Origin of the sequence: Alloalcanivorax xenomutans, from assembly GCF_032810065.1 — a bacterium.
GTDB lineage: Bacteria > Pseudomonadota > Gammaproteobacteria > Pseudomonadales > Alcanivoracaceae > Alloalcanivorax > Alloalcanivorax xenomutans.
The window spans coordinates 3,354,647-3,367,861 of sequence record NZ_CP136538.1; the positions used below are offsets into that span (position 1 = coordinate 3,354,647).

The following is a 13,215-nucleotide window of genomic DNA, read 5'->3' on the forward strand; positions in this document are numbered from 1 at the left end:
TTCCCTTTCCAGAAAGGTCCGTCGTCGTTGGCGTCCGGAACGCGGCGGTTCACTTCTAAGCGGGTCTGCACGGAGGCCTTCCGGGACCCTGTTTGACAGGGACGTCAAACCGGGAGCCTACAGGGATGTATTTACGGCGATCCCGGAAGGCCTCCGTGCAGACCCGCGCCGCCGATGGAGACCCACATTCCCGGTAATCCGCGATGAACTACAAAAAAGCCCCGCCTTTTCGGGCGGGGCTTTTTCAGGCTTCGGTGGGAGCCGGAGCGGCGTTTACATCATGCCGCCCATACCCCCCATTCCGCCCATGCCGCCCATGTCCGGAGCAGCACCTTTCTCTTCCGGCTTGTCCGCCACCATGGCTTCGGTGGTGATCATCAGGCCGGCCACGGAAGCGGCGGCCTGCAGCGCGGAGCGGGTGACCTTGGCGGGATCCAGGATACCCATTTCCAGCATGTCACCGTATTCGCCGGTGGCGGCGTTGTAACCGTAGTTACCGCTGCCGTTGCGAACTTCCTGCACGATCACGGACGCTTCGGCGCCAGCATTGGTGGCGATCTGACGCAGCGGCGCTTGCAGCGCACGGATGGCGATGGTGATACCGGCATTCTGCTCTTCGTTGTCACCCGTCAGGTCACCCATGTTGGCCAGAGCGCGCACCAGTGCCACGCCACCACCCGGTACCACGCCTTCTTCAACAGCAGCACGGGTCGCGTGCAGGGCGTCGTCAACGCGGGCTTTCTTCTCTTTCATTTCCACTTCGGTGGCGGCACCGATCTTGATCACGGCCACACCGCCAGCCAGCTTGGCCACGCGCTCTTGCAGCTTCTCGCGATCGTAGTCGGAGGAGGAGTTCTCGATCTCGCGGCGGATCTGCTCGACGCGGGCATCGATGTCGCCCTGCTCGCCAGCGCCATCGACAATGGTGGTGTTTTCCTTGTCGATGTTCACTTTCTTGGCGTTACCCAGGTCTTCCAGGGAAACGTTTTCCAGGCTCAGGCCCACTTCCTCGGAGATCACGGTACCGCCGGTGAGGATGGCGATGTCCTGCAGCATGGCTTTGCGGCGATCGCCGAAGCCCGGAGCCTTCACGGCGGCGCACTTGATGATGCCGCGCATGTTGTTCACCACCAGGGTGGCCAGGGCTTCGCCTTCGATGTCCTCGGCGATGATCATCAGCGGACGACCGGCTTTGGCCACGTTCTCCAGTACCGGCAGCAGTTCGCGGATATTGGAGATTTTCTTGTCCACCAGCAGGATGTAGGGCTCTTCCAGCTCAACCTGCATTTTTTCCTGGTTGTTGATGAAGTACGGGCTCAGGTAACCGCGGTCGAACTGCATGCCTTCCACGACTTCCAGTTCGTTGACCAGGGACTGGCCTTCTTCAACGGTGATCACGCCTTCCTTGCCCACTTTCTCCATGGCCTGAGCGATGATCTCGCCCACGGAGCTGTCGGAGTTGGCGGAGATGGTGCCCACCTGCTCGATGCTCTTGGTGTTGTCACAGGGTGTGGACAGCTTCTTGATCTCTTCCACCACGGCGATGACGGCTTTGTCGATGCCACGCTTCAGGTCCATCGGGTTCATGCCGGCGGCCACGGCTTTCAGGCCTTCGTTGACGATGGCCTGGGCCAGTACGGTGGCGGTGGTGGTGCCGTCACCGGCTTCGTCGTTGGCCTTGGAAGCGACTTCCTTGACCATTTGCGCGCCCATGTTCTCGAACTTGTCTTCCAGTTCGATTTCCTTGGCCACGGACACGCCGTCCTTGGTGATGGCCGGAGCGCCGAAGGACTTCTCCAGCACCACGTTACGGCCTTTCGGACCCAGGGTGACTTTCACCGCGTCGGCCAGGATGTTCACGCCTTTCACCATGCGCTGGCGGGCGTCGTCACTAAACAGTACTTCTTTAGCCATTGTCGTGTTCCTCTGAAATTCGGTTATCCAGGAAAGCAGTGGAGAATCAGGATCAGCCTTCGATCACGGCCAGGATTTCGGCCTCGCTCATGATCAGCAGCTCTTCGCCTTCCACCTTCACGGTGTTGCCGGCGTACTGGCCGAAGATCACCTTGTCGCCTGCTTTCACGTCCAGAGGACGCACGTCGCCGTTTTCCTGGATCTTGCCATTACCCACGGCGATCACTTCACCCCGGGAAGGCTTCTCAGCGGCTGAGCCGGGCAGCACGATACCGCCGGCGGTCTTGGTTTCTTCCTCTTCGCGACGCACCAGTACGCGATCATGCAACGGACGGATTTTCATTGCCTCTCTTCTCCTGTTGAGGTTTCAGCAATCAACGAATGTAGTCAGCATCATGGCCGGACCGGCATGGCCAGGCCCGGCTTAGCACTCTATGCCAGAGAGTGCTAATCATAATTGGACCGTTATGACAGTCAATAGGCCGTCACGCCGGTGACCTCCTAATGGGGTTCCCGGTCCGCCTTTCAAGGCATCGCGGATGAAAAAATCGCTGGCACGCAACACGCTTGCACGCTAACACGCGAATACAGGCCTCCATGGCGACTATCCGGCGTTGGACGTCGCGTGCCAGCCTGTTGGCGTGCTCACGTCTTGCGCGGTGCTCCCGGCACTTTCATACTCGCCGCATGAATCAGGAGTTCCGCGACGCGGTCTATCAGATTGTGGCGGCCATCCCCGCCGGCACCGTCTGCAGCTATGGTCAGGTGGCCCGCATGGCGGGTTACCCGCGCCACGCCCGTTTTGTCGGCCGGCTGATGAGCCAGTTGCCCAAGGGCAGCAAACTGCCGTGGCATCGGGTGATCCGGGGTGACGGTGGGCTGCCGCTGATCGGCACTCCCAGCGGAGAGACCCAACTGCGCCGGTTACACAAGGAAGGCGTGGCGGTGCTGGGCCACCGCGTGCCATTGCGCCGCTTCCAATGGCGCCCCGAGGCCGCCGAATCCGCCCCCGGAGAGTAAATGAAACTGGAAAACGCCTTTTTTGATCGCCGCATCCTGGTGATCTTTCTGCTGGGTATTGCCAGCGGCTTCCCCAAGGGCATGATCGTTTCCACCTTGTCCGCCTGGCTCACCGACGAGGGGCTGAGCCGTACCAGCCTGGGCCTGTTCGGTCTGGTCTCCCTGCCCTACGCGCTCAATTTTCTGTGGGCGCCACTGGTGGACAGTTTCCGCCTGGGCCCGCTGGGGCGGGCGCTGGGCAAACGCCGGGCCTGGATTCTGCTCAGCCAGGTGGCGCTGGTGGGACTGCTGATCCTGCTCTCCGTGTTCACCCCCAGCCAGCAATTGCTGGCCGTGGGCATTATCTGCCTGATCATCGCTTTTGTTTCCGCCACCCAGGACATCGCCATCGACGCCCTGCGGATCGAGTCCGTGCCGGTGGACCAGCAGGGCGCCGCCGCCTCCGCCGGCGTGGTGGGGTGGTTGCTGGGCAATCTGCTGATCGCCGGTATCGCTTTGTGGCTGACCGCCTGGCTCGACAGCTGGAACCAGATCTACCTGGTGATGAGCAGCGCCATGCTGTTTGGCGTGGCCGGCTGCCTGCTGGCACGGGAACCCGAGGACAGGGTCAGAGTGAGCGGACGCCCGGACGCCCCACCGGGCGAGCGCATGGCGCGCTGGCTGCAAAGCGCGGTCTTCGCGCCCTTTATCGAATTCTTTCGCCGCAACGGCCCACAAATGGCCGCGGTACTGCTGGGATTCATCTTTCTGTTCAAGATCGGCGAGGCGTTTCTCGGCACCATGTCGATCCGCTTCTACAACGAAATCGGCTACGAATGGGCGGAGGTGTTCGCTTACGTCAAAACCGCCGGCATGGTGGCGCTGGGGGTGGGCAGCTTTCTTGGCGGCGCCATCAGTATCAAATTGGGCGCCTCCCGGGGCCTGCTGGTGGCCGGTATCGCCATGGCCCTGACCAATCTGCTCTACGCCTGGCTGGCGGTGACCGGCCGTAACGACACCGTGCTGCTGACCTGCGTGATTCTCGACAACTTCACCGGCGGGGTTTCCACCATTGCCTTCGTCACTTATATCTCCGACCTGTGTAACCGGCAGTTCACCGCCACCCAGTACGCGCTGCTGGCGTCGCTGGGCAACCTGGGCCGCACCACCCTGGCCGCCGGCAGCGGCTGGATGGTGGATCTTCTCGGTGGCCGCTGGGAGGTGTTCTTTATACTCACCGCGCTGATGGCGATACCAGGACTGCTGATTCTGCTGTGGCTGATCCGGCACGGCGCCCGGCCGGAGACACAGCGGCTATGAGCACCTGGTACCTGCTCGGCGCCGGCAACATGGGCCTGCTGGCGGCGTATTACTTGCGCCAGGCCGGCTTTGCGGTGACCGTGCTGCGCCACGACACGGCAAGTCCGCTTCGCAGGAGACTCACCTTCGCCGACGGCAGGCCGCCGTGCGACCTGATCCTGCCGGTGCTCTCGCCCGCCGCGCTGACCGAACCGCCGCGCCACCTGGTGGTGGCCTGCAAGGCGCCGTACAGCGCCGCCGCCCTGGAGCCAGTACCGCTGACCGCCAATAGCCAGGTGCTGCGCCTGCAAAATGGCCTCGGCAGCCTTGATGGTCTGCTGCCAGGGGGCCTGCGACCGATCGAGGTGGTCACCACCTCGGCGGTGAAACAGGACGGGCCGGCACAACATCAGGTGGTGGCGGAGAACGAGACCTGGATGGGCGGCGGTGATGTCGTGCCGGACTGGTTCGAGCAGCTGAGCACACACTGGCCGAATCTGAGCTGGCCAACGGACTTTCAACACCGCCAGTGGCACAAGCTGGTGGCCAACGCGGTGATCAACCCGCTCACCGCGCTCCACGACGTGCCCAACGGCCGGCTGCTGGAAGACCGGGAACTGCAACGCCAGGCCGCCGAACTGTGCCGGGAGGCCGACCAGTTGCTCACCGCTCTGGACCCGACCTGGCCCGGCGACTCCCTGCCCCGGGTGATGGCGGTGGCGAGCGCCACCGCGGGCAATACTTCGTCCATGCGCGCCGACGTCCGTAACGGCGCCCGCACCGAGATCGACGCCATCAATGGCTATTTACTGCGCCGGGCCGCTGCCCAGGGGCTGTCACTGCCGGCTCATGAGCGCATCGTCGCCGCCATGACCTCGCGGACATGAAATCAGAGGTCGCTACAAGACCGCTGTAGGAGCTAGCCCTGCTGGCGAATAAGACACTGCGCCCAAAAGATTCGCCAGCAGTAGCTTCCACAGCGGCTTCGTAGCAGGGTGATCCGAAGCGGGCGGTTTCAGAGCTGGTGGAGAGCCGGCGGTCAGCTCTCCTCCCCTCATGTCTCCGGGGTCGGGGCTGCACCCGTGGCGGAATCCGGAGTACATTCATGGATTCCACGCCACATCATCAACAAGGAATCGCCATGTCTTCCCGCAAGGATGAAAAGACCCGCATCAACCGGGTCATCACCCGCACTGGCGACGATGGCCATACCGGCCTCGCCGATGGCAGCCGGGTCGCCAAGGACCATCCCCGCATCGAAGCCCTGGGCAGCCTGGATGAACTCAACAGCGCACTCGGCGTACTACGCGCTCACCCGCTTGATGAGGATCTGGACCGGCTGATCGAGAATTTGCAGCAATGGCTGTTCGATATCGGCGGCGAGCTGGCCATTCCCGCCACCGCCACCCTCACCGATGCCGAACTGGTGGAAATCGAATCCCAGGCCGATCTGATCAATGCCGAACTGCCGCCGTTGAAAGAGTTCGTATTACCCGGCGGCAACGCCGACGCCGCCTGGTGTCACCATTGCCGTACCGTGGCCCGGCGCGCCGAACGCCGGCTGGTGACCCTGGCCGCCGAGGAAGAGGTCAACCCGGTCAGCCTGGCGATCCTCAACCGTCTCGGCGACCTGCTGTTCATCATGGCCCGCCTGATCAACCTGCGCGCTGAAACGCCGGAATCACAGTGGATACGGCGCGAGGATCGCTGACCGGACGCCGCGCGGCTTGCAGGCATTCCATTTTGAAAGAATGTGCAAGTCGCTAGGGAGACACCTCCGGCGGCCTTACACTGGAGCGATTCTCCACGGCTCCCGCGAGCATCATGGGCATACGCAACAAGCTGTTCCTCACCTTTCTGGGTACTTTCCTGCTGCTGATCCTGGCGGCCAGCGCCTTCTATTACCTGTCGTTCGAGCAGAGCCTGTCCAAGTATCTGGATGAGCGCCAGCAAGCCCAGGTGGAGCGGCTGGCCGATCACCTGGCGGTGCTCTATGCGCAGCGGGGCAGTTGGGACTTTCTGTTACGTGACCCGCGTCAATTGGGGCGGCTGTACTGGCTCGCCGGTGACCGCAATCAGCCCGACCCGCGTAAAATCGACCGCGATGCCCATCGTCACCTGCAGTTGCTGACGGCCGACAAGCACCCTCTGCTGGGCCCACCAGTGGCGCCCAAATTCCGTCGCAAGGTGGCGATCCGTATTGGCGACCAGGTCGTGGGCTGGCTGGTCTATCCGGACCAGGAAGCGATCCGCGACTCCATGGATCGCCGGTTCCAGGAACGGCAACTGCGTTTCATGTTGTGGATGACCCTGATTGGCCTGGCCCTGTCGTTACTGGTGTCGTGGCTGCTGGCACGCCACTTCGTGGCGCCGATCACCGCCCTGAGCCGCCATACCCGGCAATTGCGCGAAGGGAATTACGGGGCCCGGCTGACCAGTCAGCGCCGCGATGAGCTGGGCGATCTGATTCGCCATGTGGACAGCCTGGCGCAGCGCCTGAATCAGGGCCAGCAGGCCCGTCAGCGCTGGTTCTCTGATATCGCCCACGAGTTGCGCACGCCGTTGGCGGTACTGCGCGGTGAGCTGGAAGCGATCCAGGATGGCGTACGGCCCATGAGCAAGGAGACCATCAGCACCCTGGAATCCGAGGTCCGGCACCTGACCCATCTGGTCAGCGATCTGCACGATCTGGCTCTGGCCGACGCCGGCAACCTGCGCTATCACTTTACCCGGGTGGACCTGGACGCCCTCTGCGAGGACGCCGTGGACGCGGTGCGCCCGGCAATGCAGCGCCACGGCCTGACCCTGCTCACCACGCTGCCGCCGGCCACCCTTAGCGGCGACCCGGTACGCCTGCGGCAGTTGCTCGACAATCTGCTGCACAACAGCCTGAAATACACCGATCAGGGCGGCGAAGTGCAATTGGTTCTGGACGACGAGCAGGACCATTGGCGCCTTACCATCAACGACACCGCCCCGGGTGTGCCAGAGGAAGCGTTGCCGAAACTGTTCGATCACCTGTTCCGGGTGGAAAGCTCGCGCAACCGCCGCACCGGCGGCGCCGGTCTGGGACTGGCGATCTGCCAGCGCATCGTCGAAGCCCATGGCGGCACCATCACGGCCGGGCACAGCCCCCTGGGCGGCCTGCGTATCACCATTCGATTGCCCAAGGATCATCATGGCCCGCGTACTGATCGTTGAAGACGAGCCCCGCCTGGCGCAGCTACTGGCGGACTATCTGACCCACAGCCGCTTCCAGGCGGATCAGACCGCCAGCGTGCGGGAAGCGGAACGGCTCGTCCGTGAAGGAGGTTATCAGGCGGTACTGCTGGATCTGATGCTGCCCGACGGCGACGGCATGGAACTGTGCAAAACCATCCGCCGCTTCTCTCAGGTACCGATTCTGATGATCACCGCCCGGGTGGAAGAGGTGGATCGGTTATTGGGGCTGGAAATCGGCGCCGACGACTACATTTGCAAACCGTTCAGCCCCCGGGAAGTAGTGGCGCGGGTCAAGGCGGTGTTGCGCCGCGCCCTGGCCACGGAGCTGGAACCTGGCAGCGGGCTGGAACTGGACCGTCATCGCTTCGAGGCGGTCTACCAAAGTGCCCGGGTGGCGCTCACCGCCATCGAGTTCGAACTGTTGGCCACCCTGGCCAAACAACCGGGCCGGATCTGGAGCCGCGATCAACTGATGGACGTGATCTATCCGGACCACCGGGTGGTTTCCGATCGCACCATCGACAGCCATATTCGCAAGCTGCGGCGCAAACTGGGCGAAGGGTTGCCCGGTGACCATGACTGGATCGGCAGTGTCTACGGTGTGGGTTACCGTCTTCAGGCCCGGCCGGAAGACGATCCCGATGCAGACGAATAAGCGCGGGTTGTTCCATGGTTCCTGCACGCTCTCTGCACATTCATCTCCGACACTGGGTGCATCGAAGTTCAACGGAGAAAGCACCATGAACAAAGCACTACTGATCGCCCTTACCCTGGTCACCACCACCGCCTTCGCCGGCCCCGGCATGGGTCACGGCCCGAAGATGAAGTTCGATCCGGAGCAGCGCATGGACCGCATGGCGGAAACCCTGGAGTTGACCGATGCTCAACGCACCGAGATTGAGTCGATCTTCGAGGAACAGCACGAGAAAATGAAAACGCTGCACGATGAAACCCGCCAGCGCGTGGACGCGGTGTTGACGGCGGAACAGCGGGACAAAGCGCAGGCGCTACAGGAAGAACGCAAGGAAAAAATGAAGGAGCGCATGGAACGGATGCAGCAGCGTCTGGAGCGGAAAAACGCGGAATAGAAAGTTTCACCCTCTCCCTTAAGGGGAGAGGGTGAAACAGTCACGACCTTTACAGCAACACTCTACGCAAATCCCCCAGCAGACTGCTCAGGTAGGTGGTAAAGCGCGCCGCGTCGGCGCCATCGATCACCCGATGATCGTAGGACAGTGACAACGGCAGCGTCAGCCTGGGCTGGAACGCCTGGCCATCCCACACCGGCTTGGTGTCGGAGCGGCTGACACCGAGAATCGCCACCTCCGGCCAATTGACGATCGGCGTGAACGCGGTCCCGCCAATGCCGCCCAGGGACGAGATGCTGAAGCAGGCGCCCTTCATGTCCGCCGGCGTCAGCTTGCGATCCCGCGCCTTGGCAGCCAGTTCCGACATTTCCAGAGCGATTTCCTTGAGTCCTTTCTTGTCAGCGTCACGCAATACCGGCACCACCAGACCGTTGGGAGTGTCCACGGCGATGCCAATGTGCACATAGTCCTTTTGAATCAGGGCTTCGCCGCCTTTCTCCAGAGAGCTGTTGAAACGCGGGAAGGCACGCAGCGCATTGGCACAGGCCTTCACCAGGAAAGCCAGCATGGTGAGCTTGACGCCTTCCTTCTCCAGCAGCTTGTTCTGGCTCTTGCGGAACGCTTCCAGGTCCGTGATATCGGCTTCGTCGAACTGGGTAACGTGCGGAATGGTGATCCAGCTGCGGTGCAGGTTGCGGGCCGCCACCTTGCGCAGTTTGTTCAGTTCCACTCGCTCCACCGGGCCGAATTCGCTGAAATCGATGTCCGGCAAATCGTCCACCGGTGCCGCCGTGCCCGCCCCGGCCGGCGCTTCCATACGGCTTTTCAGATAGGCGTGGACGTCTTCCTTGAGAATCCGGTCCTTGGGGCCGGATCCTTTGACAAGCGCCAGGTCCACACCGGTATCACGGGCCAGCTTGCGCACGGCTGGGCCGGCATGCACCTGGGCGGACGGCTGACCGGAGGACGCGGAAGCCGCGCTGCTCTCCTGTCTGGCAGGCGCCTGATCGGCCGGTTTTTGTGTCTGACCGGCACTTTTCGCCGGGCTGGATTCGGCTTTGGCCACGGCCTTGTCACCGCCGTCTTTCGCCGCCGTTTTACCGTCATCACCGGACGATTTCTTCGCCACGGCGCCGCCGGCGGTCCCTTCCAGATCCATCAGTTGATCACCGGTGCCGACCTTGTCGCCCACCTTGACCCGCAACCGGACCACGGTACCCGCCGCCGGCGAAGGAATGTCCAGGGACGCCTTGTCGGACTCCAGCACCACCAGAGTTTGCTCGGCCTCCACCTGATCCCCGTCCTGGACCGGGATCTCGATGATTTCAGCGCCTTCGATATCGCCAAGATCGGGCACCGTCACGGTCTGGCTGCCGCCGCCCTGGGGTGCTTCCTGTTCATCATCTTCGCTGTCGGCGCTTTCGTCCGTGCTTTTGCTCTCCTGTTCTGGCTCGACTTCCTCGGCACCATTCCGGCCAGATTGTTCCTGCCCGGCCGCTTGTCCGGCGTCATCACCACCGGCTTCCGCCTCCAGCTCCAGCAGCGGGTCGCCTTCCTTGACCTTGTCGCCCTGCTTGACCAACAGACCAAGCACTTTGCCGCCTTTGGGCGCCGGCACTTCCACCGTCGCCTTGTCCGATTCCAACACCACGATGGTGTCTTCCGGGGCAATGGTATCGCCCTCTTTCACCGTCACCTCGATGACATCAACAGGATCGCTGCTGCCGACATCGGGGACTCGAATAGTTTCCTTGCTCACGCTTTGCTCCTTCTTGTGGAAGAAGAGTGGAAAATCATTAGTGGGTCACCGGATAGGGTTTGGCCGGATCGATTCGGTATTTTTCCATGGCTTTTTTCACCACGTCGGCCTCGACCTCGCCTTCATCGCGCAGCGCGGTCAACGCCGCCAACACCACGAAGTAGCGGTCCACCTCGAAGAAGTGGCGCAGTTGCGCACGGGAATCACTGCGGCCGAAGCCGTCGGTGCCCAGCACCCGATAAGGCGCCTTGATCCAGGGCCGGATCTGATCCGCGTAAGCCCGGATGTAGTCGGTGGATGCGATCACCGGGCCGGCGCGGTCCGCCAGACAGCACTCCACCCAGGTCGGCTCATGCTTGTCGCGCTCCGGTGCCAGCATGCGATCACGGTCGGCACGGATGCCTTCCCGGCGCAGCTCATTGAAACTGGTGACACTCCAGACGTCGGCGCTGACACCAAAGTCCTGGTACAACAGCTCCGCCGCGGCTTCCACCTCGCGCAAAATAGTGCCGGAGCCCAACAGCTGCACCTTCGCGGCCTTCTTGCCGCCCTTGCCTTCGTGCAACAGATACATGCCGCGACGAATACCTTCCTCGGCGCCTTCCGGCATGGCGCCGTGCACGTAGTTCTCGTTCATCAGCGTCAGGTAGTAGAAGATGTTCTCGTGGTCTTCATACATGCGCTTCAGGCCATCCTGCAGGATCACCGCCACTTCGTACGCGTAGGTGGGATCGTAGCTGACGCAGTTCGGCACCGTGCTGGTGAGAACATGGCTGTGACCGTCCTGGTGTTGCAGACCTTCACCATTGAGTGTGGTGCGCCCGGCGGTGCCGCCCAGCAGGAAACCGCGGGCCTGGCTGTCACCGGCGGCCCACCAGAAATCCCCGGTGCGCTGGAAGCCGAACATGGAGTAGTAGATAAAGAACGGAATCAGGGTGAAATCGTGGACGCTGTAGCTGGTGGCCGCGGCGATCCAGGCAGCCATGGCGCCGGCTTCGTTGATGCCTTCCTCGAGGATTTGTCCTTTCTTGTCCTCGCGGTAGTACATCACCTGGCCGGCATCTTCCGGCTCGTACTTCTGGCCCTTGGAAGAGTAGATACCCAACTGCCGGAACATGCCTTCCATACCGAAGGTTCGTGCTTCGTCGGGTACGATCGGCACCACCCGCTCGCCCAGGGTCTTGTCCTTGACCAGAGCGTTGAGCATGCGCACGAACGCCATGGTGGTGGAAATTTCCCGGTCGCCGGTGCCTTCCAGAAAGTTGGCGAAGAAATCCAGGCCCGGCATTTTCAGGGACTGGCTGGCTTCACGCCGGCGCACCGGCATGTAGCCGCCCAGTTTCTCCCGCTGCTGACGCATGTAGCGCAGTTCCGGAGAATCCTCTTCCGGTTTGTAGTAGGGAATCGCTTCCAGTTCTTCGTCGGTGAACGGCATGTCGAAGCGATCGCGGAATTCCTTCAGGCTCTCCAGATCCATCTTCTTCATCTGGTGCGTCTTGTTGACCGCTTCCCCGGCACCGGTGGCGTAACCCTTCACGGTTTTCGCCAGAATCACGGTGGGCTGACCGGTGTGGTTCACCGCTTCGTTATAGGCGGCATACACCTTGAACGGATCGTGGCCGCCACGGTTGAGACGATAGATGTCCTCATCGCTCATGTGCTCGACCATTTTCTTCAGCTCCGGATAGGCGCCGAAGAAGTGCTCGCGGGTATAGGCACCGCCGTTCTTTTTGTAGGCCTGATATTCACCGTCCACGCACTCCTCCATGCGGCGGCGCAACAGCCCCTCGTCGTCTTTTTCCAACAACGGATCCCACAGGCGCCCCCAGATCACCTTGATCACGTTCCACCCGGCGCCCCGGAACAGGCTTTCCAGTTCCTGGATGATCTTGCCGTTGCCGCGCACCGGACCATCCAGGCGCTGCAGGTTACAGTTGACCACGAACACCAGATTATCCAACTGTTCCCGGCCGGCCATGGACAGCGCGCCCAGGGATTCGGGCTCGTCCATCTCGCCGTCGCCGAGGAAGGCCCAGACCTTGCGGTTATGGTCGGCAACCAGCTCGCGATTCTGCAGGTACTTCATCACATAGGCCTGGTAGATGGCCTGCATCGGCCCCAGCCCCATGGACACGGTGGGGAACTGCCAGAAATCCGGCATCAGCCAGGGGTGCGGATAGGAAGATAGTCCCTTGCCCGCCACTTCCCGGCGGAAGTTATCCAGTTGTTCCTCGTCGATACGGCCTTCCAGGTAGGCACGGGCGTAGACACCGGGAGCGGAGTGCCCCTGAAAGAACACCAGGTCACCGGGGTTGTCATCGTGAGGCGCGTGGAAGAAGTGATTGAAGCCGACGTCGTAGAGGGTCGCGGAGGAGGCGAAGCTGGCGATGTGACCACCCAGATCGTCATCACTCTTGTTGGCCCGTAGCACCGTGACCAACGCATTCCAGCGGATCAGGGAGCGAATACGCCGCTCCATGAACAAATCGCCGGGTAACGGCGCCTCCTTGCGAGGCGGAATGGTGTTGATGTACGGGGTGTTCAGGTGGGTGCGCAATACGCCTTGTTCCTGGGCCCCGTTGGTCAATACATCCAACAGCCAGGCGGCCCGTTGCGGCCCCTCCCGTTCGATTACCGATTCCAGCGCGTCCAGCCATTCGCGTGTTTCCGCCGGATCGATATCATCGAAGAAGTTTCTTTTCTGCATGGGCTTGCGTCCTTTTTAATCGCGTTAGCCACGCCGTCGCGGGATCGCCGCGACAGCGAATGTCGTGCCTGTGTCGACGGTTCCGGGTGTGGTCGTCGCGACAGGTCGAGGAAGCTCGCTCCTCCGGAGATTCGAGGGCAATCAAAGCCGAAGGAACTAAGGAGCCAAAGTGTTATTCAGGGCCCCTGACCAGGAGGTCACCGGCCATAGTAACAGGCCTCGAACGA

Annotated in this window: 11 protein-coding genes; 7 read left to right on the plus strand and 4 right to left on the minus strand. The window is 62.2% G+C overall.

What is annotated here, in order from left to right; all coding sequences use genetic code 11:
• Positions 1 to 273 precede the first annotated feature (273 nt).
• Entirely contained in the window at positions 274 to 1,914 is a 1,641-nt protein-coding gene (groL, locus tag RYH70_RS15375) for a chaperonin GroEL (RefSeq protein ID WP_022993695.1), read from the minus strand.
• Positions 1,915 to 1,966: 52 nt separating this feature from the next.
• The gene (groES, locus tag RYH70_RS15380; protein ID WP_014995778.1) at positions 1,967 to 2,257 is read right to left on the minus strand and encodes a co-chaperone GroES; all 291 of its coding nucleotides are present in this window, start codon (positions 2,255 to 2,257) and stop codon (positions 1,967 to 1,969) included.
• Between the two features lie 344 nt (positions 2,258 to 2,601).
• On the opposite strand from groES, the gene RYH70_RS15385 reads away from it, so the two are divergent.
• From RYH70_RS15385 to RYH70_RS15415, 7 genes are all read left to right on the plus strand, one after another.
• Positions 2,602 to 2,934 carry an MGMT family protein gene (locus tag RYH70_RS15385; protein ID WP_022993696.1) on the plus strand — a complete coding sequence of 111 codons (333 nt, stop codon included), beginning with the start codon at positions 2,602 to 2,604 and terminating at the stop codon, positions 2,932 to 2,934.
• Positions 2,935 to 4,233 (plus strand): AmpG family muropeptide MFS transporter, encoded by a 1,299-nt coding sequence (locus RYH70_RS15390; protein WP_022993697.1) that lies wholly within the window; start codon positions 2,935 to 2,937, stop codon positions 4,231 to 4,233.
• A complete protein-coding gene (locus RYH70_RS15395; protein ID WP_317009370.1) occupies positions 4,230 to 5,099 on the plus strand; it encodes a ketopantoate reductase family protein in 870 nt (289 codons plus the stop codon). The genes RYH70_RS15390 and RYH70_RS15395 overlap by 4 nt, the downstream gene beginning before the upstream one ends.
• 218 nt (positions 5,100 to 5,317) lie before the next feature.
• Entirely contained in the window at positions 5,318 to 5,923 is a 606-nt protein-coding gene (locus RYH70_RS15400; RefSeq protein ID WP_022993699.1) for a cob(I)yrinic acid a,c-diamide adenosyltransferase, read from the plus strand.
• 113 nt (positions 5,924 to 6,036) lie between these two features.
• Positions 6,037 to 7,413, plus strand: a complete 1,377-nt coding sequence (locus RYH70_RS15405) for an ATP-binding protein (protein ID WP_022993700.1) — start codon at positions 6,037 to 6,039, stop codon at positions 7,411 to 7,413.
• Positions 7,391 to 8,089: a response regulator gene (locus tag RYH70_RS15410; RefSeq protein WP_055098805.1), complete on the plus strand. Its 699-nt coding sequence runs from the start codon at positions 7,391 to 7,393 to the stop codon at positions 8,087 to 8,089. Before RYH70_RS15405 ends, RYH70_RS15410 begins: the two co-directional genes overlap by 23 nt.
• Before the next feature lie 85 nt (positions 8,090 to 8,174).
• On the plus strand, positions 8,175 to 8,522 hold the full coding sequence (locus RYH70_RS15415) for a Spy/CpxP family protein refolding chaperone (RefSeq protein WP_022993702.1): 348 nt from the start codon (positions 8,175 to 8,177) through the stop codon (positions 8,520 to 8,522).
• Between the two features lie 49 nt (positions 8,523 to 8,571).
• Here the strand turns inward: RYH70_RS15415 and aceF are convergent, their stop codons facing one another.
• Both aceF and aceE read right to left on the minus strand, forming a co-directional pair.
• Positions 8,572 to 10,281: a dihydrolipoyllysine-residue acetyltransferase gene (aceF, locus tag RYH70_RS15420; RefSeq protein ID WP_233917129.1), complete on the minus strand. Its 1,710-nt coding sequence runs from the start codon at positions 10,279 to 10,281 to the stop codon at positions 8,572 to 8,574.
• A 37-nt stretch (positions 10,282 to 10,318) separates the two neighbouring features.
• Positions 10,319 to 12,988: a pyruvate dehydrogenase (acetyl-transferring), homodimeric type gene (aceE, locus tag RYH70_RS15425; RefSeq protein WP_317009371.1), complete on the minus strand. Its 2,670-nt coding sequence runs from the start codon at positions 12,986 to 12,988 to the stop codon at positions 10,319 to 10,321.
• Positions 12,989 to 13,215: the final 227 nt, after the last annotated feature.